At 40.3% G+C, this 26,455-nt stretch carries 25 protein-coding genes and 1 riboswitch; of the genes, 23 read left to right on the forward strand and 2 right to left on the reverse strand.

From position 1 onward, the window contains the following. The first annotated feature begins 2 nt into the window (after nt 1-2). The 18 genes from cysD (at nt 3) to ACSLUF_RS03825 (ending at nt 19,959) form a co-directional block, all read left to right on the forward strand. On the forward strand, nt 3-950 hold the full coding sequence (gene cysD / locus ACSLUF_RS03740) for a sulfate adenylyltransferase subunit CysD (RefSeq protein ID WP_435624791.1): 948 nt from the start codon (nt 3-5) through the stop codon (nt 948-950). A gap of 12 nt (nt 951-962) precedes the next feature. Beyond that, nucleotides 963-2,210: a sulfate adenylyltransferase subunit 1 gene (locus ACSLUF_RS03745; RefSeq protein ID WP_435624792.1), complete on the forward strand. Its 1,248-nt coding sequence runs from the start codon at nt 963-965 to the stop codon at nt 2,208-2,210. Nucleotides 2,211-2,289: 79 nt separating this feature from the next. Continuing rightward, nucleotides 2,290-4,380, forward strand: a complete 2,091-nt coding sequence (locus ACSLUF_RS03750) for a HEPN domain-containing protein (RefSeq protein ID WP_435624793.1) — start codon at nt 2,290-2,292, stop codon at nt 4,378-4,380. A 1-nt stretch (nt 4,381) separates the two neighbouring features. Continuing rightward, a complete protein-coding gene (gene cobA / locus ACSLUF_RS03755) occupies nt 4,382-5,188 on the forward strand; it encodes a uroporphyrinogen-III C-methyltransferase (RefSeq protein WP_435624794.1) in 807 nt (268 codons plus the stop codon). Nucleotides 5,189-5,197: 9 nt separating this feature from the next. After that, nucleotides 5,198-6,259 (forward strand): NAD(P)/FAD-dependent oxidoreductase, encoded by a 1,062-nt coding sequence (locus ACSLUF_RS03760; protein ID WP_435624795.1) that lies wholly within the window; start codon nt 5,198-5,200, stop codon nt 6,257-6,259. Nucleotides 6,260-6,387: 128 nt separating this feature from the next. Further along, nucleotides 6,388-6,492: riboswitch (SAM riboswitch) on the forward strand. Nucleotides 6,493-6,561: 69 nt separating this feature from the next. Continuing rightward, nucleotides 6,562-7,563, forward strand: a complete 1,002-nt coding sequence (locus ACSLUF_RS03765; RefSeq protein ID WP_435625804.1) for a homocysteine S-methyltransferase family protein — start codon at nt 6,562-6,564, stop codon at nt 7,561-7,563. Nucleotides 7,564-7,581: 18 nt separating this feature from the next. Further along, nucleotides 7,582-10,263, forward strand: a complete 2,682-nt coding sequence (metH, locus tag ACSLUF_RS03770; protein ID WP_435624796.1) for a methionine synthase — start codon at nt 7,582-7,584, stop codon at nt 10,261-10,263. Nucleotides 10,264-10,266: 3 nt separating this feature from the next. Then, entirely contained in the window at nt 10,267-11,220 is a 954-nt protein-coding gene (metF, locus tag ACSLUF_RS03775; protein WP_435624797.1) for a methylenetetrahydrofolate reductase [NAD(P)H], read from the forward strand. Between the two features lie 19 nt (nt 11,221-11,239). After that, nucleotides 11,240-12,340 (forward strand): acyloxyacyl hydrolase, encoded by a 1,101-nt coding sequence (locus ACSLUF_RS03780; RefSeq protein WP_435624798.1) that lies wholly within the window; start codon nt 11,240-11,242, stop codon nt 12,338-12,340. Between the two features lie 70 nt (nt 12,341-12,410). Then, on the forward strand, nt 12,411-13,148 hold the full coding sequence (locus ACSLUF_RS03785; protein WP_435624799.1) for a head GIN domain-containing protein: 738 nt from the start codon (nt 12,411-12,413) through the stop codon (nt 13,146-13,148). A 5-nt stretch (nt 13,149-13,153) separates the two neighbouring features. Next, the gene (locus ACSLUF_RS03790) at nt 13,154-14,233 is read left to right on the forward strand and encodes a serine hydrolase domain-containing protein (RefSeq protein WP_435624800.1); all 1,080 of its coding nucleotides are present in this window, start codon (nt 13,154-13,156) and stop codon (nt 14,231-14,233) included. 58 nt (nt 14,234-14,291) lie between these two features. Continuing rightward, complete coding sequence (locus tag ACSLUF_RS03795; protein ID WP_435624801.1) at nt 14,292-14,522, forward strand: thioredoxin family protein; 231 nt, start codon at nt 14,292-14,294, stop codon at nt 14,520-14,522. A gap of 36 nt (nt 14,523-14,558) precedes the next feature. Further along, nucleotides 14,559-15,284, forward strand: a complete 726-nt coding sequence (locus ACSLUF_RS03800) for a hypothetical protein (RefSeq protein ID WP_435624802.1) — start codon at nt 14,559-14,561, stop codon at nt 15,282-15,284. Between the two features lie 3 nt (nt 15,285-15,287). Then, a complete protein-coding gene (locus ACSLUF_RS03805) occupies nt 15,288-15,551 on the forward strand; it encodes a DUF2024 family protein (RefSeq protein WP_435624803.1) in 264 nt (87 codons plus the stop codon). A 60-nt stretch (nt 15,552-15,611) separates the two neighbouring features. Further along, the gene (locus tag ACSLUF_RS03810) at nt 15,612-16,211 is read left to right on the forward strand and encodes a MarR family winged helix-turn-helix transcriptional regulator (protein ID WP_435624804.1); all 600 of its coding nucleotides are present in this window, start codon (nt 15,612-15,614) and stop codon (nt 16,209-16,211) included. Nucleotides 16,212-16,283: 72 nt separating this feature from the next. Beyond that, nucleotides 16,284-17,003: a response regulator transcription factor gene (locus tag ACSLUF_RS03815; protein WP_435624805.1), complete on the forward strand. Its 720-nt coding sequence runs from the start codon at nt 16,284-16,286 to the stop codon at nt 17,001-17,003. A 63-nt stretch (nt 17,004-17,066) separates the two neighbouring features. Next, complete coding sequence (locus ACSLUF_RS03820; protein ID WP_435624806.1) at nt 17,067-19,403, forward strand: outer membrane beta-barrel protein; 2,337 nt, start codon at nt 17,067-17,069, stop codon at nt 19,401-19,403. Between the two features lie 73 nt (nt 19,404-19,476). Continuing rightward, entirely contained in the window at nt 19,477-19,959 is a 483-nt protein-coding gene (locus ACSLUF_RS03825) for a hypothetical protein (RefSeq protein ID WP_435624807.1), read from the forward strand. On the opposite strand, the gene gldA is transcribed toward ACSLUF_RS03825, so the two are convergent. After that, the gene (gldA, locus tag ACSLUF_RS03830; RefSeq protein ID WP_435624808.1) at nt 19,956-20,849 is read right to left on the reverse strand and encodes a gliding motility-associated ABC transporter ATP-binding subunit GldA; all 894 of its coding nucleotides are present in this window, start codon (nt 20,847-20,849) and stop codon (nt 19,956-19,958) included. The genes ACSLUF_RS03825 and gldA overlap by 4 nt on opposite strands. Before the next feature lie 365 nt (nt 20,850-21,214). Here gldA and ACSLUF_RS03835 point away from each other — a divergent pair, with 365 nt between their 5' ends. The 5 genes from ACSLUF_RS03835 to ACSLUF_RS03855 all read left to right on the forward strand — a co-directional run bounded on the left by ACSLUF_RS03835 (nt 21,215) and on the right by ACSLUF_RS03855 (nt 25,925). Next, complete coding sequence (locus ACSLUF_RS03835) at nt 21,215-22,045, forward strand: prephenate dehydratase (RefSeq protein ID WP_435624809.1); 831 nt, start codon at nt 21,215-21,217, stop codon at nt 22,043-22,045. Beyond that, nucleotides 22,042-23,184, forward strand: a complete 1,143-nt coding sequence (locus ACSLUF_RS03840) for a pyridoxal phosphate-dependent aminotransferase (RefSeq protein ID WP_435624810.1) — start codon at nt 22,042-22,044, stop codon at nt 23,182-23,184. Before ACSLUF_RS03835 ends, ACSLUF_RS03840 begins: the two co-directional genes overlap by 4 nt. A 3-nt stretch (nt 23,185-23,187) precedes the next feature. Then, nucleotides 23,188-24,048, forward strand: coding sequence for a prephenate dehydrogenase (locus ACSLUF_RS03845; protein ID WP_435624811.1), 861 nt, complete (start codon nt 23,188-23,190; stop codon nt 24,046-24,048). An 8-nt stretch (nt 24,049-24,056) separates the two neighbouring features. After that, nucleotides 24,057-25,139: a chorismate mutase gene (locus tag ACSLUF_RS03850; RefSeq protein WP_435624812.1), complete on the forward strand. Its 1,083-nt coding sequence runs from the start codon at nt 24,057-24,059 to the stop codon at nt 25,137-25,139. A gap of 111 nt (nt 25,140-25,250) precedes the next feature. Then, complete coding sequence (locus tag ACSLUF_RS03855) at nt 25,251-25,925, forward strand: head GIN domain-containing protein (RefSeq protein ID WP_435624813.1); 675 nt, start codon at nt 25,251-25,253, stop codon at nt 25,923-25,925. 51 nt (nt 25,926-25,976) lie between these two features. Here the strand turns inward: ACSLUF_RS03855 and ACSLUF_RS03860 are convergent, their stop codons facing one another. Continuing rightward, nucleotides 25,977-26,417, reverse strand: coding sequence for a hypothetical protein (locus ACSLUF_RS03860; RefSeq protein ID WP_435624814.1), 441 nt, complete (start codon nt 26,415-26,417; stop codon nt 25,977-25,979). Between the last annotated feature and the right edge of the window lie 38 nt (nt 26,418-26,455).

The raw sequence follows: 26,455 nt of genomic DNA on the forward strand, positions 1-26,455 counted from the left end.
TAGTGAATACACTTTTAGAAGAAATACAAAACACGGAAACCACTGTCCTTGAAAATAGGCCCAACGCGAATGCGTTAGAGCATGAGGCTATCTATATAATTAGGGAAGTGGCTGCTCAATTTGAAAGACCTGTACTACTTTTTTCTGGAGGGAAAGACTCCATCACCTTGGTTCGTCTAGCTCAAAAAGCATTTTGGCCAGCGAAAATTCCATTTCCGCTTATGCACATTGATACGGGGCACAATTTCCCGGAAACCATTGAGTTTCGGGACAGGTTGGTGGAAGAATTGGGTGTGGAATTGATTGTACGGAACGTTCAGGATTCCATTGATCAAGGAAAGGTTATCGAAGAGACTGGGAAATATGCCAGTAGAAATCAGTTGCAAACCACCACTTTGTTGGATGCCATTGAGGAATTCAAGTTTGATGCCTGTATCGGGGGAGCACGAAGGGATGAGGAAAAAGCCCGAGCCAAGGAACGCATTTTCTCAGTACGCGACGATTTCGGCCAGTGGGACGAAAAGAATCAGCGCCCGGAACTATTTGATATGTTGAATGGTGAGATTGAAATAGGTCAGAATGTCCGTGTATTTCCAATCAGCAATTGGACTGAGTTGGACGTCTGGAGTTATATCGAAAAAGAAAATATTGAAATCCCATCCATCTATTTTGCACATAAACGAAAGACCTTCTTACGAGATGGATTGATTTGGTCCGCAGAAGACGACATTGTTTTTCGTTCAGAGGATGAAGAAGTAGAAGAACGTGTGGTACGGTTTAGAACTGTGGGAGATATGTCCTGTACCGCTGCGGTACAATCACATGCTGATACTATTGAAAAGGTGGTTTCTGAAATCAGGGATTCAAAAATATCGGAACGTGGGGCACGAATTGATGATAAGCGTTCTGAGGCCGCGATGGAAAAAAGAAAACGACAAGGGTACTTCTAAAGCAAGGAAAAAATGGAAGTTTTAAAAATAGCAACAGCAGGAAGCGTTGATGATGGCAAAAGTACCTTGATAGGTAGGTTGCTTTATGACACAAAGTCGTTGACCGAGGATAAATTGGAAGCCATTGAGAAAACCAGTAAACAAAGAGGATATGATTATCTGGATTTTTCGCTGGCCACGGACGGTTTGGTTGCAGAAAGGGAGCAAGGTATCACTATCGATGTTGCCCATATCTATTTTTCTACACCTAACAAGAGCTATATCGTTGCCGATACACCAGGTCACGTAGAGTATACCCGGAACATGGTTACTGGTGCTTCAACCTCTCAGGCCGCCATCATTTTGATTGATGCCAGAAAAGGGGTTATCGAACAGACTAATAGGCACTTTTTCATAAATAACTTACTTCGTGTAAAAGAAGTAATTGTTGCCATCAATAAGATGGATTTGGTGGATTATGCTGAAGAAAAATACAACGCTATCAAAGCCGATTTTGAGCAATTGATGAGCAAGCGCGATTATGCAGAGCAAAAAATCACATTCATCCCGATAAGTGCTTTAAAGGGAGATAACGTCGTATCCAAATCCCAAAATATGTCGTGGTACGATGGTGAAACTATTTTGGAACATTTGGAGGGTCTGGATTTGGCTGCGGTATCCAATGTAGGGACACCAAGGTTTCCGGTGCAATACGTAATTCGCCCAAAAACTGAGGAGTTTCACGATTTCCGAGGATTCGCAGGTAAGGTTTACGGCGGGGAATTGAACGTGGGCGATGAGGTAGTGGTTTTACCCTCCTTGACACAAAGCCGCATCAAGAAGATATATTTCCACGATAAAGAATACCAGACAGCACCAAGACGTGCTTCGGTGACCATAACTTTGGAAGACGAGGTTAATGTATGCCGTGGGGATATGTTGGTTAAAGCAGGAGACTTACCCACCATTGACAAACAATTGACTGCGACAGTGTCTTGGATGGATTCTGATAATCTGTTCACTGGCGGGAAATACGTAGTGCAACACGGAGTCAATAAAGTATTGGCCAAAGTAGAGGCTATCGAGCATAAGATACATCCAGATTATTCCGGTATTGAAGAAAACGTATCTGCCTTACAGATGAACGATATTGCCAAAGTAAAGTTGAGACTCAACAAACCAATTTTTTATGATCGGTTTGTGGATCATCGAACCAACGGTTCCTTTATCATTTTGGATAGCAGAACAAACAATACGGCCGGAGTCGGATTTATAAATTAAATCCATTTGGACTGTAATGATTGTAAAAGAATACAGACAGATTAAAAACCTATTAAATAGATAGGAAAAACAGGATAATATGCAAAGCTTCAGAACAGAAATCGAAAACCCAATAGTTGAAAAGGATATTATTGAGTTGGAGAAAAAAATACGTCAGTTTAAAGAAGGTGGAATAGACGAAGAGAAGTTTAGAAGTCTTCGCTTGGCCCGTGGTGTATATGGGCAAAGACAACCTGGGGTACAAATGATACGGATAAAGTTGCCTTATGGTAAGGTCACTTCCAACCAATTGGAAAGGATTTCTGATGTTGCTGATGAGTATTCAACAGGTAGGTTGCACATTACCACCAGGCAGGATATTCAGATTCACTATGTGGATTTGGAACGTACTCCGGAACTATGGGCCCAACTGGAAAAAGATAAAGTTACCCTACGAGAAGCTTGCGGCAATACGGTTCGTAATGTTACTGCAAGTGAAACAGCAGGTATTGACGTGAATGAACCTTTTGATGTATCCCCCTATGCGCAGACAGTTTTTGAGTATTTTCTAAGAAACCCGATTGGTCAGGAAATGGGGCGAAAGTTCAAGGTTTCCTTTTCCGCTACTGATGCCGACACAGGGCTTTCGTATATGCATGATTTAGGTTTCATCGCCAAGGTAAAAGATAATGTAAGGGGTTTTAAGGTCATGCTTGGTGGAGGACTGGGTTCACAACCGCGTCATGCTGATGTTTTGTATGATTTTCTTCCTTCAGACAAGATTGTTCCATTGATGGAAGGCGTAATCCGAGTTTTTGATAGATATGGCGAACGAAAAAGCCGTGCGAAAGCTCGCATGAAGTTTTTGCTAAAAGACATTGGTTTAGAAGGCTTTAAAGTACTGTTGGAAGAGGAACGACTGGCAGTTCCTATTCAGTCTTATCCCATCGATTTTGAAAACTATCCAAAACCCCAATTGGCAGATAATGCAACTGCCTTTGTAGAAAAGATTGAAGGAGAGGAGTTTGAATCCTGGAAATCGACCAATATCATCCCACAAAAACAAGAAGGTTATGTGGCTATCGGTATCAAGGTGTTGCTTGGAGATTTCTATACGGATAAGGCAAGGGAATTGGCCAAATTGGTTAGAGACTATGCAGCCGGAGAAATTCGACTCTCCCTACGTCAAAACATTCTTATCCCGTATGTAAAAGAAGAACTTATTTCTTTTTTCTATCAGGAACTAAAAAAATTGGGCTTCACCGAAGCGGGATATAATAAAGCTCTGGACATCACTGCCTGTCCTGGGACGGACACTTGTAATTTGGGTATTGCCAGTAGTACAGGTATTGCTGCGGAATTGGAAAGAGTTATAAAAGCAGAATATCCGCAATACATCAATAACCCAGATGTGGTAATTAAAATCAGCGGATGTATGAATGCTTGTGGGCAGCATAATATGGCCAATATTGGTTTTCAAGGCATGTCAATCCGAACAAAAGATAAATTGGTAGCTCCGGCACTTCAGGTTCTATTGGGAGGGGGAAATTTCGGTAATGGAAATGGAAGATTTGCGGATAAAGTGGTCAAAATTCCAAGCAAAAGAGGTCCCCAAGCACTTCGGTTGATTTTGGATGACTTTAACGCCAATGGAAATGGTCTATCCTTTGCGGATTACTATGCCGAAAGAGGAGAAACCTATTTCTACGATTTTCTGAAACATCTATCCAGCGTGGATAATTTGACCGCTGAAGATTTCATTGACTGGGGAAACGCGGAGAAATACAAGAAAGAAATTGGAATAGGTGAATGTGCTGGTGTAATTGTTGACTTGGTAGCAACTCTATTTTTCGAAAGTGAAGAGAAGATTGCCAATGCTGAAGAAGCTTTGCAACAAGGAAAATGGGCAGCAAGCATCTATTATTCCTACCAATCCATGGTGAATTCGGCTAAAGCTTTGCTTACTGCAGAAAAAACCAAGACCAATACCCATTCAAGTATTATCAGGGATTTTGATAGACTATTTGTAGATACAAACAAAGTAGTCCTTGATGGAAGCTTTGAAGACTTGGTACTGCAGATGAACAAGACAGCTCCTTCCGAAGATTTTGCAAAGTCTTATTTGGATGCATCAAAGAAGGTTTTAAGAAAATTCGAAGCCTATAGAAAACTTGAACTTCAAGAAGCGTAATATGGAATCTTTAAACAACGTATTTGCCTTCGAAAAAGGTAAAACCGGTAAACTTACAGTAGTTGGGGCTGGGCCTGGAGATGTGGATTTAATAACGTTGAAAGGTGTCAAAGCGCTCCAAAGTGCAGATGTCGTCTTATACGATGCTTTGATTGACACGGAATTACTTCAATATGCGCCCAAAGCGGAGAAGATTTTTGTAGGGAAGAGAAAAGGCTGTTATCGCTATCAGCAAGAACAAATCAATGAACTGATTGTCCAAAGCGCTTCCCAAGGACTTGATGTGGTTCGTTTAAAGGGAGGAGATCCTTTTGTTTTTGGTAGAGGTGCTGAAGAAATGGAATATGCCTCTGCTTTTGGTTTGGAGGTGGCGGTGGTACCAGGCTTGTCTTCTTCGGTTTCGGTTCCCGCCATGCAAAATATCCCGGTTACCAAAAGAGGTGCCTCGGAGAGTTTTTGGGTCATTACAGGTACGACTAAGGAACACAAACTAAGCAATGATGTCGCTTTGGCAGCAAAATCAAGCGCAACGATTGTGATTTTGATGGGGATGTCCAAATTAGGTGAGATTATGGAGTTGTTTCGACAAGAAAATAAACAGGATGTTCCGGTGGCCATTATTCAAAATGGGACTACAGAAAATGAAAAAATAGGAATTGGTACTGTTGCTTCAATTGAGAACAAGGCAAAGGAGCAGCAGTTAGCCAATCCTGCTATAATTGTTATCGGCGAGGTGGTCAGGCATCGGGAAAAAATCATGGAAATTCAAAGTAACTACGACCCTAAAGAATTAGTGTTTTCAGAATAAAACAATACAATGATTAAAACAGATATACTAATAATTGGAGCAGGACCAACAGGATTGTTCACTGTTTTTGAAGCTGGTTTGTTAAAGTTGAAATGTCATTTAATAGATGCACTTCCCCAACCAGGAGGACAATGTTCCGAAATCTATCCAAAGAAGCCTATTTATGATATTCCGGCCTATCCCGAAATTCTGGCTGGAGATTTGGTAGATAGACTTATGGAACAAATCAAACCCTTTGAACCAGGCTTTACCTTGGGAGAACGGGCTGAAAAATTGGACAAGCAAGAAGATGGTTCATTCATAGTGACCACAAATAAAGGGACACAGCATCACGCTTCAGTGATAGTAATTGCCGGTGGCCTTGGCTCATTTGAACCAAGAAAGCCCCAGATTGAAAATCTTGTAAAATACGAGGATAACGGAGTGGTCTATATGATTAAGGACCCCGAAGTCTATCGCGATAAAAAAGTGGTAATTGCAGGTGGAGGAGATTCTGCTTTGGATTGGGCCATTTATTTGGCAGATGTGGCAGCAGAGGTTTCCTTGGTCCACCGAAGAAACGAATTTAGAGGTGCCTTGGATTCTGTTGAAAAGGCCTCGGAACTGGCCAAGTTGGGTAAAATCAGATTATTTACGGAGGCTGAGGTTAAGGAACTCCACGGGGAAAACGCGCTCCAAGCGGTGGTTATAAAACACAATGATTCGGAGAAAGGACAAACCTATGTAGAAACAGACCACTTTATTCCTTTGTTCGGACTTTCTCCAAAATTAGGCCCATTGGGTACTTGGGGACTGGAAATTGAGCGAAACGCCATCAAGGTAAATAATGCAAAAGACTATCAGACCAATATTCCTGGAGTGTTTGCTATTGGCGATGTAAACACCTATGAAGGAAAACTGAAACTTATACTTTCCGGTTTTCATGAGGCTGCCGTAATGTGCCAATATGCATATCAAATCATAAATCCGGGAAAACGTTTTGTTATGAAATATACCACGGTGGGTGGTGTAGAAGGATTTGACGGATCTAAAAAAGAAGCAAAAAAAGAAGTCGTGCAAAGTATTTTGTAGCGATGAAAATTATTTGTTTTAGCTAGGAGCCTCCCATAACCTGGGAGGCTTTCTATTTTAAATAGGATTCATTTGCTTTTAAAAACTTTGTGCCTTTAATTTGTAGCTTAGTTCATGTATAAACTGAAATGTTATCAAGAAAGGTGGAGGGAATAGACCCGTTGAAGCCTTAGCAACCCTCGTCTCCGAGAAGGTGCTACGTTCTATTCCACTTGAGTGGAAAAAGATGACCCAAAGAAAGAATTCTTTCCAACTTTTATTGATAGCATTAAATAACGTCATGTTTCATGACAAAATATATTATGTCCAGAATTGAAGAATTATTAAAGGAAAGAATATTGGTATTGGATGGTGCAATGGGTACTATGCTGCAGCGATACAAATTTGAGGAAGAAGATTTTCGTGGAGAAAGATTCAAGGATTGGGAACATCCTTTAAAAGGCAACAACGATTTGTTGTCTTTATCGCAGCCAGAAGCTATTGCCGAAGTTCACCGCAAATACTTTGAAGCTGGGGCCGATATTGTGGAAACCAACACCTTTTCTGGGACCACAATTGCTATGGCGGATTATCATATGGAAGATTTAGTCTACGAACTAAATTATGAATCAGCCCGCATTGCCAAAGAAGTTGCAAATGAGTTTACGCAGCAAGAACCTCATAAGCCTAGGTTTGTAGCAGGAAGTATGGGCCCCACAAACAAAACGGCCAGTATGTCTCCAGATGTAAACGACCCAGGATTTCGAGCAGTTTCATTCGATGAGCTTCGAATTGCCTACAAACAACAAGCTGAAGCCCTTATCGATGGAGGAGCAGATATTCTTTTGGTAGAAACCATTTTTGATACACTAAATGCCAAAGCTGCTCTTTTTGCCATAGAAGAAGTTAAGGATGAGCGCGGAATTGAAATTCCTATTATGGTCAGCGGTACTATTACAGATGCTTCTGGGAGAACACTATCTGGACAAACAGCCCAGGCTTTTTTGATTTCCATTTCACATATCCCGATTCTTTCTGTGGGATTCAACTGTGCTTTGGGAGCAAAACAGCTGGTACCCCATCTGGAGGTAATTTCGGCTAAATCGGACTTTGCCGTCTCTGCGCACCCTAACGCCGGGCTTCCTAACGCTTTTGGCGAATATGATGAGACTCCCGAACAAATGCGAGATCAAATTGAAGAGTATTTGGAAAAAGGATTGGTCAACATTGTTGGCGGATGTTGCGGAACAACGCCTGAGCATATTCAAGCAATTGCAGACTTAGTCAAAAAGTATGAACCCAGAAAACTTGCTGTTCCTGCTTAAAAAGGAATCCTTCAGATAATGGAGAACACCCAAAAATATTTGCGATTGAGTGGACTTGAGCCCTTGGTCATTACTCCAGAAAGTAACTTCATCAATGTTGGGGAACGAACCAACGTGGCTGGTTCCAAAAAATTCCTCAGACTTATTAAGGAAGAAAGCTACGAGGAGGCCTTGGAAGTAGCACGTCATCAGGTAGAAGGAGGCGCGCAAATCATTGATATCAATATGGATGATGGCTTGATTGATGGTAAGGAAGCCATGGTCAAGTTTCTGAACCTAATTGTCGCCGAACCGGATATTGCCCGGGTTCCCATCATGATTGATAGCTCCAAATGGGAAATTATTGAAGCAGGACTTCAGGTGGTGCAAGGTAAATGTGTGGTCAATTCCATTAGTTTAAAGGAAGGCGAGGAAGAATTTATTCGCCAGGCCAAACTAATAAAGCGTTATGGCGCAGCTGTCATCGTTATGGCTTTTGATGAGGTGGGCCAAGCAGATAATTTGGAACGGCGCATTGAAATTGCCGAGCGTTCGTATCGAATTTTGGTTGACCAGGTTAAATTTCCTCCTGAGGACATCATCTTTGACCTAAACATTTTTCCCGTTGCCACAGGAATGGATGAACATAAGTTAAATGCTCTGGACTTTATTGAAGGAACCCGATGGGTACGTCAAAACCTTCCGCATTGCAGCGTCAGTGGAGGAGTGAGTAACGTTTCATTTTCCTTTCGGGGTAATAATACGGTTCGTGAGGCGATGCACTCCGCCTTTCTATATCATGCCATTAGCGCTGGAATGAATATGGGTATTGTAAATCCAGCATTGCTCGAGGTCTATGATGATATCCCGAAAGATTTGCTGGAATATGTTGAGGATGTGCTACTTAATCGAAGGGATGATGCCACGGAAAGACTGCTTGAATTTGCGGAAACCGTCGTAGGTAAATCCAAAGAGAGTAAGGTGGACATGTCCTGGCGGGAAGAACCACTTCAAAACCGCATAACGAGGGCTTTGGTGAAGGGAATTGACCAGTTTATCGTTGAAGATGTGGAAGAGGCCAGACTACAAGCTTCTAGACCTTTGGAAGTCATTGAAGGCCATTTGATGACTGGAATGAATGTAGTGGGTGATTTGTTTGGGAGTGGAAAAATGTTTTTGCCTCAAGTGGTAAAATCGGCCCGGGTGATGAAAAAGGCCGTTGCTCATTTAACCCCATTCATTGAGGAATCCAAAGATTCAACCACCAATTCTGCTGGGAAAATTTTAATGGCTACAGTAAAAGGGGATGTCCATGATATTGGAAAAAACATTGTGAGTGTGGTCTTGGCCTGTAACAATTATGAGATTGTGGATTTGGGCGTCATGGTCCCGCCAGAATTGATTATTCAAAAAGCCAAGGAGGAACAGGTTGATGTAATCGGTTTAAGCGGTTTGATAACCCCGTCTTTGGATGAAATGGTGTTTCTGGCCAAGGAAATGGAACGTCAGACCTTTCAAGTGCCCTTGTTGATTGGTGGAGCAACTACAAGTAAGGCGCATACAGCGGTTAAAATAGACCCGGTGTATAGTCACTCTGTGGTTCATGTGAATGATGCCTCAAGAGCAGTTACGGTAGTTGGGGATTTACTGCAAAAGGAAACATCTCCTAACTATAAAAAATCGGTCAAACTGGATTACGAAAGTTTTCGGGAAAAGTTTTTGAACCGAACCAAACAAAAAGAATATTTGAGTTTGGCCGAAGCAAGAAAGAATAAACTCCAAATAGAATGGAAACCTTCAGATATTGTTGAACCGAACCAATTGGGAATCCAAGTTTGGGAAGAGTTTGACTTGCAGAAATTGGAAGGTTTCATAGATTGGACTCCTTTTTTCAGAAGTTGGGATTTGCATGGAAGGTATCCAAACATTCTGGAAGATGACATTGTTGGGGAACAGGCTTCCGAACTGTTCCAAGATGCCCAGACCATGCTCAAGCAGGTCTTCAATGAAAAGCTCTTGACAGGGAAGGCTATTTTTGGCCTATTTCCAGCCAACCAAACAAATGAGGATGATATTCATGTTGATTCAGGAGCTGCTCCGGGCGATGCTATCGTTTTCAGAACCCTTCGCCAACAAATCAAAAAGAGAGAAGGGGTTCCCAATTTAGCTCTAGCTGATTTTATAGCACCCAAAGCAAGTGGAATTCAAGATTACATAGGCTGCTTTTGCGTTACAGCAGGATTTGGTACTAAAGAGTTAGCGGAAGAATTTGAAAAAAACCATGATGATTATAGTTCCATCATGATAAAGGCTTTGGCAGACCGTTTGGCTGAGGCATTTGCGGAATATTTACATAAGGAAGTCCGATTAAAACATTGGGGTTATGCAAAATCTGAAAGCTTATCAAACGAAGAATTGATTGATGAAAAATATAGAGGGATTCGACCTGCCCCAGGATACCCTGCTTGCCCAGACCATTTAGAAAAATTAACCATTTGGAAGTTGTTGGGTGTTAAGGAGAAAATTGGAGTTGAGCTTACCGAAAGTTTGGCCATGTGGCCAGCCGCAAGTGTTAGTGGGTATTACTTCGCGCATCCAGAGGCCAAATATTTTGGTTTGGGAAAAATAAAGCAAGATCAGGTAGAGGATTTCGCCAATAGAAAAGGAATATCATTGGAACATGCCCAAAGGTGGTTGGCTCCAAACATAGTTGAAGTATAGTCTATGAAGGTTACAGAACATATTAAAAAAGCAAAGGGAGAAACGCTTTTCAGTTTTGAAATTATTCCTCCGGTAAAGGGAAGAAGCATTCAGGAATTGTATAACAATATCGACCCGCTAATGGAATTCAAACCCCCGTTTATTGATGTAACCACGTCACGTGAAGAGTATGTGTACATTGACAGGGATGGTCTTTTGGATAAAAAACTGACCCGAATGCGTCCGGGAACATTGGGGATATGTGCTTCCATAACGCATAAATACAATGTAGACACGGTTCCTCATGTGCTTTGCGGAGGTTTTACTAAGGAGGAAACTGAGTACCTTTTGGTGGATTGTCACTATTTGGGAATTGATAATGTCATGGCCCTGCGTGGTGATGCTATGAAAGAGGAAAAGTATTTTGAACCCACGCAAGGAGGGCACAGATTTGCATCTGATTTGGTGAAACAGGTCAAGGGACTCAATAAAGGAAATTACCTTCATGAAGTAATTGAAACTGATAATTGCCCTGATTTCTGCATAGGAGTTGCGGGATATCCAGAAAAACATATGGAAGCTCCTTCGCTCAAATCAGATATTAAACGCTTGAAGGAAAAAATTGCATTGGGTGCAGATTATGTAGTGACCCAAATGTTTTTCGATAATAAAAAGTATTTTGAATTTGTAGATGCTGCGCGTGAAGCTGGAATCGATGTTCCCATAATTCCGGGAATTAAACCCATTGCGGTAAAACGACATTTACAGTTGTTGCCACAGGTATTTCGGGTGGATATTCCAGAAGATTTGATTGACGCGGTTGAAAGTTGTAAAACCAACAAAGAGGTTCGTCAGGTTGGGGTGGAATGGTGCATTCAACAATCCAAAGAGCTGAAGGAAGCTGGAGCACCTGTTTTGCACTATTATTCTATGGGAAAATCAGATAACATTAAGGCAATTGCCAAAGAGGTTTTTTAATTTTCTACTTTAGCGCTACATGAAGCGCCTACTCATCGTTTTTCTTGTTTTGTGTTGTGCCTCAGGAATTACCCAAGAAACCAAGCCAACCAAAAAATATGTACTGGATGCGAGTCCTTTTTATGGCTCCATCTTGCTTCATAACCCAGATATTTCGCATTTGATTACCGAGCATCCCAGTGGTTTTATATTGGGATACAATCGAAAAAGATTTGGGGAAGAATCCTGGGAATCAGACTATGGGTATCCGGATACTGGCTTTACTTTCATCTATCAAAATATGAATAACCCCACGTTGGGAGAGCATTTTGGGGTTTATGCGCATTATAATTTTTATTTCTTTAAAAGAAATCTACAGTTACGTGTAGGGCAGGGGGTGGCTTACAATACCAATCCCTATGACAAAAACCAGAATTTTAGAAACAATGCCTACGGAAGTCATTTGTTGAGTTCTACTATGGCGCTTTTGAACTATCAACGGGAGAATTTGTTTGCGGGGTTGGGAGTAAAAGCGGGAATTGCATTGATTCATTATTCCAATGCCAATTTTAAGGCCCCGAATACCTCTACAAACACTTTCGCTTTTAATTTTGGGTTGACTTATGATTTGGATGGAGGAGAAACTAGAGAATTTCTAAAACCTAAAAAGAAAGAAAAAATACAGGAACCGATTCGATATAACCTAGTGTTTCGAGGAGGATTCAACGAAAGTGATGTAATCAATTCGGGTCAATATGGGTTTTGGATTCTTTCCGCCTATGCCGATAAACGTTTGGGACGAAAAAGTGCTATCCAAGTGGGTACGGATGTGTTTTTTTCAAATTTCCTAAAGGAATTGATTCGGTTTCAATCGATATCATTTCCGGAATTGAATGTGGATGAAGACACCGATTTTAAGCGAGTTGGATTATTCGTGGGTCATGAATTGTTCATCAATAAAATGAGCATAGTAACGCAACTGGGTTATTATGTGTATTACCCTTTTGATTTTGAAGGAAGGGTTTACAATAGAATTGGTCTGAAAAGATATTTTGGAGACAAAGTCTTTGGAGCGATAACGCTCAAGTCACATGGAGCGGCTGCTGAGGCTGTTGAATTTGGAATAGGGGTACGATTATAGAGAAAAGATGTTAGAAGATAGGAGATTCATATTTGGGTTTAGGGTCATTTCGAGCGTAGTGGAAAAATGCATGCTTTCTCTTCTATTGCTTTTGTTTTCCTGTAATGGCGAGAATGTTCCTGATTGTTTTCAAAATGCTGGGGATTTGGTTCGTGTTGAGGTGGACGTTCCCGATTTTACTACCATTACGGTTTTTGAAAAGCTCAATCTGGTAGTAAGACAGGGTGCAGAACAACGGGTTGAGATTGAATCCGGGGAGTTCTTGCTCAATGAGATTTCAGCCGAGGTTGAAAATGGTAGGCTGGTAGTACGAAATGACAATGGATGTAACTTTTTCCGCGATTTTGATATATCGACTGTGTACGTTACTTCTCCTAATATTACCGAAATCAGAAGTAGTACTGGCCTGTTGGTTTCAAGTGATGGAGTTTTGAGTTATCCAAACTTGACACTTCTAACTGAAAGCTTCATAAATCCAGAATCAGAGACTACGGATGGCTCATTTGACCTTAATTTGGATGTTGGGCAATTGTCCATCGTGGTAAATGGGATTGCTTTTTTCCAGATTGATGGGCTTGCAGAAAATCTTAATATAAATGTTGCAGCGGGCGACTCCAGAATAGAAGCTGAGAACTTGATAGCTCAAAATGTCACTTTGAACCATCGGGGGACGAATAACATTTTTGTAAATCCGCAACAAAGCCTTTCCGGTGTAATTCGAGGAACCGGGGATGTCATTAGCTTTAATCGACCTCCTAGCGTGGATGTTGAGGAAATTTTTAATGGGCGATTGATTTTCAGAGAATAATAAGCATGGGGGTTTGGTACGATTTTCTGAAAAATTTCTTTGCTATAAATGCTAAACCGGAAAGCAAGCCGACATCTCATCTAGATTCTTTTTTTCAACATTTGGTTCAAGAAAAGGGAATACCAGGAATGGCCGTTTCTGTTTGGAAAGAAGGAGTTTTACTTCATGAAAAGGGATATGGGTATGAAAACTTGGATAGCAAAAGACCAGTGGACCCTAATAGCACCATATTCCGGATTGCCAGTATTTCAAAATGTATTACAGGTCTAGCTTTGGGAAAAATAGTGGAGGAGGGTTTAGTGGAGTGGGATGCTTCTTTTTATGATTACGTTCCCAGTTATCCTAAAAAAGAATATGATTTTACTATCCGTCAACTGGCATCTCATACTGCTGGTATTCGTGGATATAGAGGCAAGGAGTTTGCCTTAAACGAACCTTACAGTATCAGGGATGCTATTGAAGTTTTCAAAAGTGACCCTTTACTTTTTGAACCTGGGAAAGGATACTTGTACAACAGTTTTGACTTTGTATTGCTTTCATTGGCTATTCAAGAGGCCAGCGGGATGGCATTTGAGTATTATGTGAAAGAAAAGGTATTGGTTCCATTACAAATGGGCAATACGTATACTCCAGAGGAGATTGCATCCCAATCTTTTGATAGAACCTTGGTCTCGGTCGCTGACTTTTACACCTTAAGAAGAAAACATCCAAAAAAGGCTATTTCCGTAAACAATCAATACAAAGTGGGTGGAGGTGGATATCTTTCCACTTGTGTTGACATCGCTAAGATGGGACAAGCTATTTTAAACCGTGATTTACTTAGGGAAGAAACCTACGAACAACTTTTTACAACCCAAACGGTAAAAGGTGAGTCTACCTATTATGGTTTGGGGTTTCAGGTAAGTCAGGACCTGGCGGGTCGGAATTTTGTTGGTCATGTAGGCAATAGTGTTGGGGCATATACCAACTTCTTTGTATACCCTGAGCAAAAGGTGGTAATCTCTATCTTAATCAATTGCTCAGAACCTAAAATTCAGGGAGATTTGGACGCAGCTGTTGCAAATATTTTTGATAAAAATTTGTAAAGTAAGGAATCCTAACTATATTTGTATTGCAATTTTGCAAAAACAAATAAGTATAGACATGAAAAAAACAACTTTTTACCACGCAGGGTGTCCTGTTTGTGTGAGTGCCGAACATGATATTGTTCAATTGATTGGCTCAGATAACATTGATATTGTTCATTTGGGAGAGAATAAGTCAGAAGTAGAAGCAGCCGAAAAATTAGGTGTCGTTTCAGTACCTGCACTGGTAACTCCTTCCGAAAACGTATTGCACATTAACTTTGGAGCTTCTATCGAAGATTTGAAATAATTTTTTTACTATTAATAGTTAGGAATCCTTATTATTATGAAAACAAAATCAATTTTAGCCTTAGGAACGATTCTTATGGGAATCGTACTAAGCTCATGTGCCCAAGAGAACCCATATAATACCGATGACTTTTCAATAAACGCCGTCCAGGTGACTCATGAAAAGGACTTAGCGGTCACCGTATGGGAAATTGCAGTGGATGGGTCAGCTGGAAACACTATGCCCCAAGCTGTAGGACAATTGGATGGAGCGCCGGTTTTGGGTTATGTCTTTCCCACGAGCTTGAATTCCACCGACGTGGGATTTGGAAAAGTAGAAGGCATTGTGGCCTTAGCGTTGACATCACACCCCGATTTTGATGATACTCCTCTTTGGGATGAAAACAATGACTCAGATTTTGCCAATGATGGTATAATATGGCATCCACATTGGGTGGTTTTAGGAGAAGACAAACGCGTTGCAGGCGGACTTTCTGTTATTCAATTTAAAAAGGCTAACGAAACCGTTGTCCTTCCCCCAACTAATCCGGGAATGCCCATGTATATGGATTCACCAGGTTATCCTGTGTTGACCAAGGGCGAAATCATCAAGGTTGTAGTGCCCAATTACAGAATCAACAACAAAACAGACTTTAAATACGATGGAGTAACCGCATTTATGCAAGTCAATACCAGTGATGAAAGCAGACCTTTGCTTGGTGTTTACGATGTTTTTAGTGTGGCCAGTGGGGATTTGTCTTTACCGTATTCAGTAAAAAATTAGCTTATGGAAGTTTCAGTATGGGACACATATGTACCTAGAGAAGATGGTAGGACGATGCACTTTGATATTTTGGTGCCCAGTGATTTGCAGGATACGGATACCATTTTTGGTTTTGGTAAAGAATACCTTGCTTCCAAATCGTTTAAAACTGGGGACCTAAGCAGTGAAGAATGTCGGTTCTGCCATATGCAGTCTGCACCTCCCTCAGTAGTGGAAAGCATCGAGGAGGATGGATATTTCATTATTGAAATGGAAAATTGTTCCTAAAATAATTAGGAATGCTAACTTTGCCTGTCGGACTATCCGGCAGGCTTTTCTATGCAAAGGATGAATATATTTGAACCAGGAAGTCAAGAAAAAGACCTCACCGCTAAAACGGCTGCAGGCTTGGAGCGCATTTCCCAAGCCTTTAAAGTCCTGCTTTGGGAAAAGGCCAAGGAGTTGGGATTAAGTCCCATCCAAATTCAAATATTGATTTTTGTAGCGCATCATGATAGGCAACTGGCGAACGTTAGTCATTTGGCTCAAGAATTTAATGTAACCAAGCCCACTATTAGTGATGCAATCAAGGCATTGGAGAAAAAGAATCTGATATTAAAGGATTTTTCCTCTTCGGATAGTCGCTCCTACACCATTCTTTTATCTGAAAAAGGAATTTCTACTGTTGATGCTTCGCAAGATTTTGCAAATCCCTTGTACGACCAGTTAGGTAACTTAACTGAAGTGGAGCGAGAGACCTTTTTTGATGCACTCAAAAAGCTTATTTACGGATTAAATAGAAGAGGGATTCTCTCTGTGCAACGCACCTGCTTTGGATGTCGATTTTATGAAAAAGGACAAGAAGGACATTATTGCAACTTATTGGAGAAAAAATTAAAGGACTCCCAAATCAGATTGGATTGTCCTGAATTCGAACCCATGGGATAGATTCAAGAATCATTCATTTTTCCGTTTTGCATAGTAGCTGGAATTTATGGAACTTTAGCAAAACCCTTTGATATGTCGGTCATTAGATTCCTGATACTAAGTATCTCTTTTTTGGTCTCCTTCAATTCTTTTGGACAAGAAACTGCTAGTATTTTATTCAAAAAAGTTGAAAAACAGCAGAAATATGATGATTTATCCTTAATTGAATGGAAAAAGTTCAAGCGGTTTGAAACGAAACTGAACCTTAATGAAATCAGTTCTCTTCGTAAATCCAACCAACTACGTTCTTATGCCAAAGATTCCATCCAAATTCTCGGTGTAAAACTGATGGCCATAAAATTGTTGGATGAAAAGAAATTATTGGACCGTGATATTCGTGAAAATACTGGCTATTACCTCACCGTTTTGGATAAGCTAAAAGCGAGCGCCATATCCCCTTCGGAGTATCTGTTCTTGGAGGAAAAAATGGCTTTCATCAAGCAATCGGCACTAGAAGGAAAATTGGCAAGGAGCCAATGGTTGAATGCAGGATTGTTGGTTTTAAGTATTGTTTTGATATTAGGCGTCTTATTTCTCAAAAGAAAACGGAGACCAATAGAAAATTCTTTACTGAGCAAACAAGAAACAACTGTACGTAACCTGATTCTTCAAGGAAAGACCAACAAAGAAATAGCTAACGAACTCTACATAAGCCTGAGTACCGTAAAAACCCATATAACTCACATTTACAATAAGTTAAATGTAGCCAATCGGCAGGAGCTCCTGCAAAAAAGTACGGGTACTAGTACCTAAATCAGACCCTGTTTTTTTCATCAACGCGCTATAGTCCCTTTAATTTGATTTCAAAATCAGATTTTGAGGCAATACCTTTTTATTATCACTTTATTGAGCTTTCATGGGGTCGTAATTTCTCAGACGGAATATGCCATTAATGGTCAGGTAACTGATGAAAGCAATTCCCCAATACCAGTGGCGGATGTATTATTGTATGATGCTTCACGGGAAAATTTAATCACTTATACCACCTTGATAAACGGAGTATTTGTATTAACGGTTTCTGGGAATGAAACCTATGTGCTTGAAATTTCAGCTTTGGGATATGCAAAATATGCTATGGAAGTCCAACTTTTTGAAGATTTAAACCTTTCGGTTCAATTAGAACAACAAGCAGAAGTTTTGGAAGAAGTTGAATTGAGTGTGGTTAAGAATCCAATCACCACATCAAGTGGAAATACCAAAATTGATGTACAGCATCCCATTTTTGCAACCATTCCAGAACCTTTGGACTTACTGACAAAATTGCCCGGTGTTCAGATAGCACCGGATAGGCAATCCATTTCGGTAATAGGCAAAGGAAATCCGCTAATTTATCTAAATCAACAACGCGTTGATTTTGAAGTATTATCTGGCCTTTCAGTGGATGCCATTAAGAGTATTGAACTCCTGCAAAACCCATCTGCCAAGTATGAAGCAAGCGGCAGGGCAGTATTACTTATTGAAACCAAACGGGATATGGACAAGGGTGCCAAATTCAGTTTTCAAGAAACTGCTTCCTTGAAAAGAAATTACAACAATTACATCGCCTCTAACGGAAGCTACTCCAAAAATGGTTTTGAGGTTCGTGGGAATTTGGCGTTGAATAATTTAGGATTTTGGGAAAGTAATACCTTTCAACTCGATATTCCTGAAGCAGATATTTTTTCGGATTATCTGGTTTTGATTCCAGGGCCGTTTAACAACAGAAAACAGGTGAATTCAGGTGTGGGGTTGTATTTTCCCATTTCCGAAGAAGATTACATTTCATTTAATTCGGTGCTACGTCTACAAACGAATAGGTTTTCAATAATTACAGACTCATTTTTGGAAATTGAGGATGACCAAAGTGATATCTTAACCGATACCACAAATGAGAGTACTAGGAATTATTTTACGGGAAGTTTGAATTTCAATAAAGGCCTTTCAAAAGACCTAAATCTTTTCTCTGGGATTCAATATTCCCAATATACGACCACTTTGGATACCGACATAGAAAACAATACCAACGGAGGGGGATTTGCATTGGAGCAGTCAAGGGAACAGCGGTATGATTTGAATTCATATGCCTTTCGAGTGGATTTTGAACAAAAACTAGGAAATGAAACCCAATTGGATTTTGGGGTCAATTGGAATGAAGCTCGAGCAAAGGCATTTTCTGAGTTCCAAAACTTGGTATCTCCACGTACAGATATTCTTGATTTTCAATACAAGGAAGGCTTATATGCGAGTTATGCTTCCTTTAAAGGGAAATTGAGCAAAAAAGTAAATTATGTTTCCGGAATACGATTGGAACATAACAAAGTGCAGAGTGAACTGGCTTCGGAATCAACCCCACTCATAGAACGGGAAAACACAAGACTATTCCCAAAGGCTACAATAGAAGTTTCTTTGGATAGTATTAGAACCCTCTCTATTAACTATGCAAAAAGTGTGAAGCGACCCAATTTTTCAAGAACAAATACCATTTCGGCATTTATAAATCCGGTACTGGAAGGGACAGGAAATATCAACCTACAACCCGAAATCACCAATGAGATTTCAAGTACTTTTCAGTATAAGAACAAGTCTATTACTTTGGGTTATTTTGAAACCCAGAATCCATCAAGTTTTACAATTCAATTCGATGAAGAGGCTGGGACCGCTATTTTATCCCTAACCAACCTCGAGCGTCAGAAAAGCTATTATGCCACACTAAACTTGCCATTTTCTAAGGGAATTTGGACTTCAAGCACTACAATTAGCCTAAATTATGATAGGCTAGAGGACAGTAATGCTATTTTGGGCGAAACCATACCCTATTTATATGCCTTTACAGACCAGCAGTTTAAAGTGGCAAAGGATACCACCATTACCTTTGGTGCATGGGCGCTTACAAGAAGAAAGGACGGTATCTTTGAACGAAATGCCATGTTGGTTGCCAATGCTTCTCTGGTAAAAACCTTTGGAAAGAATGTACAATGTGCTCTAAGGTTTAATGATATTTTCCGTGAATTGAATTTTGAAGAAAGGTATACCATTGATGGAGTTGAATCCGATGGAGCCTATTTTGTCGACGGAAGGGAAGTTGCTCTTTCTCTAAAATACACCGTGGGAGGTCAAAAGAAAGGCAAATTCAAAAACAAAAATGTGGATGAGAATATAGAACGCATCAATTGATTTTTTATCTGCAAAAAACTTCATTCATTCCAAGTTTTGGTTACCTTTAAATTAACCATTGAATGTAAAACCTATGACCAAGACTACCTTAATTGCAGCACTCCTTATTCTATTTTTTACTGCTGATGTTACCGCTCAAGAACTTTCTGTTTTTTCAGGATTCTGGGCTCCTGAGTACTATCAGGATGATGTGAAAATTGACCGAAAAGAAGCCAAAAAATTACTATTGGAATATGATGAATCTGCCGTCTACTGGAAAAAGAAGGCTACTAACGAAGCACTGTTTGCAGGCGCCTATACAATTTCTTTGGGTGGAGCAGTTTGGCTTGGAGTAGAATTAGGGCGCGACCGTAATGGAGAGGATAGAGATTTATTGGCACCTTCTTTAGTTACTCTGGGTGGGCTAATATTTTCAACGATATTTCTGGATGGGGCCAATAAGAATGGCAAAAAGGCGATTCTAACCTACAACAAGCAATTTGACGAAAAACAAACGAGTTTCAACTGGGAACCCATATTGAATAAGGATGGATTAGGTTTTGCTCTGAAATTTTAGCTGGTCAATTCGGTAAATAAACTCTCTAAGTTCTTGTTCTTTCGACTAAGTTGAAGGGTTTTTAGCTGATTGTCATGGGCAAAATCGAAAACGGCGGGTCGCATATCTTTTGAGGTATTAAAACTTATTTCATAAACAAATCCTCCAGTATTCTTTACTGAGGACACATTTGGTAATTTGTTTAGAAGCACCTCTTCCACACGATAATCAAATTCAACTTCAATGATTTGTTCTTCTGGTTCCCTAAGCTCTTCCAAGGGTTTATCCGCCACAAGTTCACCTTTATTGATAATGATAACCCGGTCACAAACGGCTTCAACTTCCTTCATAATATGGGTGGACAATAGGATTGTCTTCTCTTTTCCAATTTCACGAATCAATTTTCGAATTTCAATAAGTTGATTCGGGTCCAATCCTGTGGTGGGTTCATCCAAGATAAGTACATCTGGGTCATGAAGTAAGGCGGTGGCCAACCCAACTCGCTGCCGATATCCTTTGGATAGCTGCCCTATTTTTTTGTTCGCTTCCGGGGTAAGACCAGTTTGTTCAATCACCTCCCCGATACGAATTTTAGGTACCTTATATACACTCGCATTGTATGCTAAGTACTCCTTGACGTACATCTCCAAATAGAGGGGATTGTGTTCAGGTAAGTATCCGATACTTTTTTGTACATCACTTGGGGAGCTTAGTACATCATATCCATTGACCACAGCCTCTCCTTCATCAGCTTTGTAGTATGTAGTTAATATGCGCATCATGGTGGATTTCCCAGCCCCATTGGGTCCTAAAAAACCAACAACTTCTCCCTTGTTTACAGAAAACGAGATTTGATTAAGCGCTTTTTGCGCTCCAAAGGTTTTGGTGATATTCGTAACAGTAATCGACATCTTTCTTTCTAAGTTCCTTCAAAAATAGCATTTAGATTTCTCATACATGCATATGCAAATTGACAAATCCATTCTTAATCTTTAGCGCCAGATTTTTTGGAATTCCTAAAATAGCTTCGGAATGATAAAAAAATTCCTAAAGAAAAAATGGAATTAAGGAAGGAATCAAAAAAAGTTGGAGCAATGCTTTGATTTTTAAAAGGAAAGGACAATCTTAGCCTCATAATTAAGAACGATGTCTAAAACGTATTTCTGGAACAGATTTTATTTCTACTTCTTTTTTAAGAGAAGCATGGGACTGTTCTAGGATACGATACGTATAAAAGCACATAAAGTCCCGACATAAATCGGGGCTTTTTTATTGCATGAAACTTAAGGTAGCCATACAGGGAATACAAGGAAGCAATCACCATCAAGTGGCCCATGATTTTTTTGGGGAGAACATTGAATTGGTGGAATGTCTGTCTTTTGACAGAATGATTGACCATTTGTTGACTGGAAATGCAGATAAAGGGGTAATGGCCATTGAGAATTCCATTGCGGGTTCGATAATTCCCAATTACAACCTTGTGTACCATAACAACATTCATATTATTGGTGAACATTATTTGAGTATCCATCACAACTTAATGGTGTTGAAAGGACAAGCTATTGAGGATATCAAAGAAGTGCATTCCCATCCGATGGCCCTATTGCAGTGCAAAGAGTTTTTTAAAGGACATCCCCATATAAAACTCGTTGAAGATGTGGATACTGCCGAAACGGCCAAACGAATTCAGGAGCAAAAGTTGTCTCATATCGCGGCCATTGCCCCCAAAGTAGCTGCTAAATTGTATGATTTGGATGTAATAGCCTCAGACATTCAGACGATAAAGAACAACGCCACCCGTTTCATTGTTCTTAAGAAAGTGAACAAGGTGTTACCCAAGGAAGAAATCAATAAAGCGTCTTTAAGGTTCATTACAGATCATAAGAGAGGAAGTTTGGCCACCGTGCTGAATGTAATGAGTGATTGTAATATGAATTTAACCAAAATCCAATCCCTACCGGTTATCGAGACGCCTTGGAAATATGCCTTTTTTGTTGATGTTACTTTTGATGAGTACGCTCATTTTGCAAAAGCAAAATCCCTTCTGGATATCATGTCCGAAGATTTTCGGGTTCTTGGTGAATATAAAAATGCATTGCTGTCATGATTGTTGCGGATAGACTACACACGGTAAAGGAATACTACTTCTCTAAAAAGCTGAGGGAAGTACGTCAATTGATCGCTGAAGGGAGACCGATTATCAACATGGGTATTGGAAGTCCAGATTTACCTCCACCTCCAGAAGCGGTCGAAGAATTGAAAAGTGTTTTGTTACAGCCCAACGCGCACCAGTATCAGAGCTACCAGGGACTTCCAGAGTTGAGGGAAGCGATGACAGCGTTCTATTCAGGACGATTTGGGGTTCAATTGGATCCACAAACCGAAATTTTACCGCTGATAGGCTCCAAGGAAGGCATTATGCATATCAGTTTGGCCTTCTTAAATGTTGGAGATGCTGTTTTAATTCCCAATCCAGGGTACCCTACCTATACTTCGGTTACTAAGTTGGTAGGGGCGGAGCCCATTATGTACAATTTGGGAGAAGAAAATGGATGGCTTCCCAATCTCTCGGAACTGGAGCAGATGGATTTATCCAAAGTGAAGTTGATGTGGCTCAGTTATCCTAATATGCCAACTGGGGCTACCATCACACAAGAAGCAATGACAGATTTGGTTGCATTTGCAAAAGCCCATGATATCCTTTTGGTAAATGATAACCCATACAGTTTCGTACTCAATCCAAACCCTACCAGTATACTGCAAGTTGAGGGCGCCAAAGAAGTTGCCCTTGAATTGAACTCCTTGAGCAAAACCTTCAATATGGCTGGTTGGCGTGTGGGAATGGTCATGGGAAGCGCTAAGCATATTCTTGCAGTCCTCAAAGTGAAGAGCAATATGGATTCTGGGATGTTTTATGGCGTACAAAAAGGAGCCATTGCGGCCTTGAAAAGTGGTAAAGAATGGTTTTCTCAATTAGACGAAGCTTATGCGGGTAGAAGGGAAGTGATGTTCCAATTGATTGATAAATTGAGTTGTACTTACGACAAAAATGCGGCTGGAATGTTTGTTTGGGCAAAACTACCCGAAGGGTCAAAACCTTCGGAAGAGTTTATTGATGAGGTGTTGTATGACAAGAACATTTTTATTGCCCCAGGAACTATTTTCGGTTCAAATGGCGAAGGGTACATCCGGTTTTCACTTTGTGTGGAAAAGGAAAAAATAGAAGAAGCATTGCAAAGGTTTTAGAAGATGAGAGTAGCGGTTATCGGTGTGGGTTTAATTGGAGGTTCTTTTGCCAAGGACATGAAAAAGTTATGGCCTGAAACCAATATTCTGGGTATGGATTCCAATCAGGACCATCTAAGGGAAGCTTTGGATTTGGGATTAATTGATGAAAAGTCCGATTATGAGGCTTTGTCCGAGGTAGATATGGTTTTGGTCACCATTCCGGTCAATGCTTTGGTGATGGAGCTGCCAAAAATTTTGGATGCAACCGGAGAGGAGACTGTTGTGATTGATGCAGGTTCCACCAAGAGTTTGATTTGCGAAACCTTGGAAAACCACCCCAAACGAAGAAATTTCTTGGCATGCCACCCTATTGCCGGAACCGAATTTTCTGGACCATCAGCAGCTATTGAAGGGCTTTATAAGGATAAAACCAATATTATCTGTGAGGTAGAAAAGACCGCTTTCAAGCTCCAGGAAAGAGCCCTCGAATTGTTTCAAGCTATGGGCATGCGCATTCGATATATGAATCCTGTGGCCCATGACAAGCACATCGCCTACGTATCACACTTGTCCCATATTAGTTCGTTTATGTTGGGAAAAACGGTAATAGAAAAAGAAAAAAACGAGCGTGACATTTTTGACATGGCGGGCAGTGGTTTTGAAAGTACAGTTCGTTTGGCCAAAAGTTCACCGGATATGTGGACACCCATTTTTGAACAAAACAAGGATAATGTTGTTGAGACCTTGGAAGAATACATTCAAAATCTAGAACAATTCAAACAATTGCTTTTGGATGGGGATTTTGAGAAGGTTTACAATGAAATGAACAATACAAATCGAATAAAACAAATATTAAAAGGAATACCACTTACAAAACTATAAGTAATACCATGGAGAACAGTAAAGAATTGCGAAAATGGTTGGATGATATGGCCCTGCCCCATCCATTGGTCATTGCAGGCCCCTGTAGTGCTGAGACTGAAGAACAAGTCATGAAAATAGCGCACCAGCTAAAGGATTCGGATGTCAATTATTATCGGGCTGGAATCTGGAAACCCAGAACACGTCCTGGAAATTTTGAAGGTGTTGGGGCCATTGGCTTAAAGTGGTTGCAAAAGGTTAAGGAAGAAACCGGACTAAAAACAGCTACGGAAGTGGCCAATAGAAATCATGTGGACCTTGCTTTGGAGCATGATGTTGATATGCTTTGGATTGGGGCTCGTTCTACCGTAAGTCCATTTATTGTTCAGGAAATAGCAGATGCGCTGGAAGGTACCGATAAAGTTGTGCTGGTTAAAAATCCGGTGAATCCGGACCTTTCCCTTTGGTTGGGGGCTGTGGAGCGCTTGCATACAGCCAACATCAAAAAGTTGGGGGTAATTCATCGCGGGTTTTCCACCTATGAAAAGACCAAATACCGAAACATACCTGAATGGCAATTGGCCATTGAACTACAGACACGCTTCCCGGATTTACCCTTAATTAACGACCCAAGTCACATCACTGGCAAAAGGAATATGGTTTTTGATGTGTCACAAACGGCCCTGGATTTGAACTTTGACGGATTGATGATTGAAACCCATTTTGACCCGGATAATGCATGGAGTGATGCGGCCCAACAGGTGACTCCTGATACCCTCAAACAAATGTTCATTGATTTAAAAATGAGAAAGGAAACCGATTTAGAAGCCGAATACAATAGTAAGTTGAGCAATCTCAGGGCGCAGATTGATGTAATCGATAACCAATTAATTGACATGCTGGGTAAACGTATGAAGGTTTCGGATGAAATTGGAAAACTGAAGAAGCAGAAAAATGTGGCGGTTCTTCAGACCAATCGATGGAATGCCATTTTGGGCAATATGATTTTAGAAGGCGAAGAACGAGGACTCAGCGAAGAATTTGTGCTTCGCATGTTCAAGGCCATTCACCAAGAATCCATAAACCATCAAGAAAAGATTATCAATGCATAACTCTTTCATTGAGGTAAATACTAATGCCGTTCAAAAATGTTTGAACGGCTTTTTTTTGCTTCAACTGTAACAAATGGTTTTAAGATTTATCTTTAGAAAAAAGTAAAAAACATGAAGGCACTGACTACACTATTTATATTGGCATTTACGATTTCAAGTTTTGCACAAAGAACTATTGACACAGAAGTAGGGGATTTTGATAAAATCAAGGTTTTTGACCTAATTGAGGTAAATCTTATTCAGTCCGATGAGAACCGTATTATGATTAAAGGCAGAAATGTGGATGACATCGTTTGGGTAAATAAGGATGGGATTCTAAAACTAAGAATGCAGTTGGATAAAAAATTTACTGGGGAGGATACCTTTATTGAGGTATACTACACAGATTTAAAGGTGATTGATGGAAACGAAGGAGCACAAATCACTTGCAACGAGATGGTGAGTCAACATGAGATAGAATTGAAGGCGCAGGAAGGGGCTAAAATCAGAATCGGAATGGATGTGAGTCATGCCAATATCCGAGCGGTAACAGGAGGCATTGTTGAAGCTTCAGGACTGGCAAGAAGTCAAAGTATTGTATTGAACACAGGAGGCATTTTTGAAGGGAGAGATTTGAAAACTTCTTCAGCTAAGGTAAAGATATCCGCTGGTGGTGAAGCCGAAGTGTTCGCCATGGAAGAAATAGATATCAATATTAAAGCAGGTGGCGATGTTGAGGTATATGGCCAACCTAAAAAAGTAAACAAGAACACTTTTGTAGGAGGAAGGGTTCGCATGGTGGATTAATAAAAAAGGCTCTGATTTTCAGAGCCTTTTTACTTTTTGTTCTTTAGGAACCTACTTTTTAAAGATATATCGGGTGATGAAAATTCCTTTTCCATCTCCTTTTCCACCTTCACTTTCTACTGCACTGGTCACAAAGGCCAACTCCCAACCATTAGCTACCATGTCATTGATCATAGAGGTCAACAAAGCATCATTTGCTGCGATATTCTGAAAACGAATACCCCCAAGGTTGTAGAAGTTCAACAACTTGGTTTCCTCAAAGTTTTTTACACGGATTTCACCTCGTTTGGATTTGTTTCTTGTGTTGTCTTCTTCAGTTTGAACACTGGTATACTCACGATAGTCCTTATCTTCCAAGGCATTTACGATACGAGACCTACCTAAACCGTTAGGTACAATAGACTCTACACTGGTAATGACCTTAAACTCTTGGGCATTAGTTGAGAATACAGTTACAAGCGCAATAGCGACAACAAATAAAATTTTTTTCATAATGGATAGATATGATTGATTATTACTGTGTAATCAAA

This window comes from Flagellimonas sp., assembly GCF_965601775.1.
GTDB lineage: Bacteria > Bacteroidota > Bacteroidia > Flavobacteriales > Flavobacteriaceae > Flagellimonas.

What these genes read in the sequence shown, in the direction of transcription:
- ACSLUF_RS03745 (WP_435624792.1), top strand. Translation starts at nt 963, where the DNA reads ATGGAAGTTTTAAAAATAGCAACAGCAGGAAGCGTTGATGATGGCAAA.
- ACSLUF_RS03750 (WP_435624793.1), top strand. Translation starts at nt 2,290, where the DNA reads ATGCAAAGCTTCAGAACAGAAATCGAAAACCCAATAGTTGAAAAGGAT.
- cobA (WP_435624794.1), top strand. Translation starts at nt 4,382, where the DNA reads ATGGAATCTTTAAACAACGTATTTGCCTTCGAAAAAGGTAAAACCGGT.
- ACSLUF_RS03760 (WP_435624795.1), top strand. Translation starts at nt 5,198, where the DNA reads ATGATTAAAACAGATATACTAATAATTGGAGCAGGACCAACAGGATTG.
- ACSLUF_RS03765 (WP_435625804.1), top strand. Translation starts at nt 6,562, where the DNA reads ATGTCCAGAATTGAAGAATTATTAAAGGAAAGAATATTGGTATTGGAT.
- metH (WP_435624796.1), top strand. Translation starts at nt 7,582, where the DNA reads ATGGAGAACACCCAAAAATATTTGCGATTGAGTGGACTTGAGCCCTTG.
- metF (WP_435624797.1), top strand. Translation starts at nt 10,267, where the DNA reads ATGAAGGTTACAGAACATATTAAAAAAGCAAAGGGAGAAACGCTTTTC.
- ACSLUF_RS03780 (WP_435624798.1), top strand. Translation starts at nt 11,240, where the DNA reads ATGAAGCGCCTACTCATCGTTTTTCTTGTTTTGTGTTGTGCCTCAGGA.
- ACSLUF_RS03785 (WP_435624799.1), top strand. Translation starts at nt 12,411, where the DNA reads ATGCTTTCTCTTCTATTGCTTTTGTTTTCCTGTAATGGCGAGAATGTT.
- ACSLUF_RS03790 (WP_435624800.1), top strand. Translation starts at nt 13,154, where the DNA reads ATGGGGGTTTGGTACGATTTTCTGAAAAATTTCTTTGCTATAAATGCT.
- ACSLUF_RS03795 (WP_435624801.1), top strand. Translation starts at nt 14,292, where the DNA reads ATGAAAAAAACAACTTTTTACCACGCAGGGTGTCCTGTTTGTGTGAGT.
- ACSLUF_RS03800 (WP_435624802.1), top strand. Translation starts at nt 14,559, where the DNA reads ATGAAAACAAAATCAATTTTAGCCTTAGGAACGATTCTTATGGGAATC.
- ACSLUF_RS03805 (WP_435624803.1), top strand. Translation starts at nt 15,288, where the DNA reads ATGGAAGTTTCAGTATGGGACACATATGTACCTAGAGAAGATGGTAGG.
- ACSLUF_RS03810 (WP_435624804.1), top strand. Translation starts at nt 15,612, where the DNA reads ATGAATATATTTGAACCAGGAAGTCAAGAAAAAGACCTCACCGCTAAA.
- ACSLUF_RS03815 (WP_435624805.1), top strand. Translation starts at nt 16,284, where the DNA reads ATGTCGGTCATTAGATTCCTGATACTAAGTATCTCTTTTTTGGTCTCC.
- ACSLUF_RS03825 (WP_435624807.1), top strand. Translation starts at nt 19,477, where the DNA reads ATGACCAAGACTACCTTAATTGCAGCACTCCTTATTCTATTTTTTACT.
- gldA (WP_435624808.1), bottom strand. Translation starts at nt 20,849, where the DNA reads ATGTCGATTACTGTTACGAATATCACCAAAACCTTTGGAGCGCAAAAA.
- ACSLUF_RS03835 (WP_435624809.1), top strand. Translation starts at nt 21,215, where the DNA reads ATGAAACTTAAGGTAGCCATACAGGGAATACAAGGAAGCAATCACCAT.
- ACSLUF_RS03840 (WP_435624810.1), top strand. Translation starts at nt 22,042, where the DNA reads ATGATTGTTGCGGATAGACTACACACGGTAAAGGAATACTACTTCTCT.
- ACSLUF_RS03845 (WP_435624811.1), top strand. Translation starts at nt 23,188, where the DNA reads ATGAGAGTAGCGGTTATCGGTGTGGGTTTAATTGGAGGTTCTTTTGCC.
- ACSLUF_RS03850 (WP_435624812.1), top strand. Translation starts at nt 24,057, where the DNA reads ATGGAGAACAGTAAAGAATTGCGAAAATGGTTGGATGATATGGCCCTG.
- ACSLUF_RS03855 (WP_435624813.1), top strand. Translation starts at nt 25,251, where the DNA reads ATGAAGGCACTGACTACACTATTTATATTGGCATTTACGATTTCAAGT.
- ACSLUF_RS03860 (WP_435624814.1), bottom strand. Translation starts at nt 26,417, where the DNA reads ATGAAAAAAATTTTATTTGTTGTCGCTATTGCGCTTGTAACTGTATTC.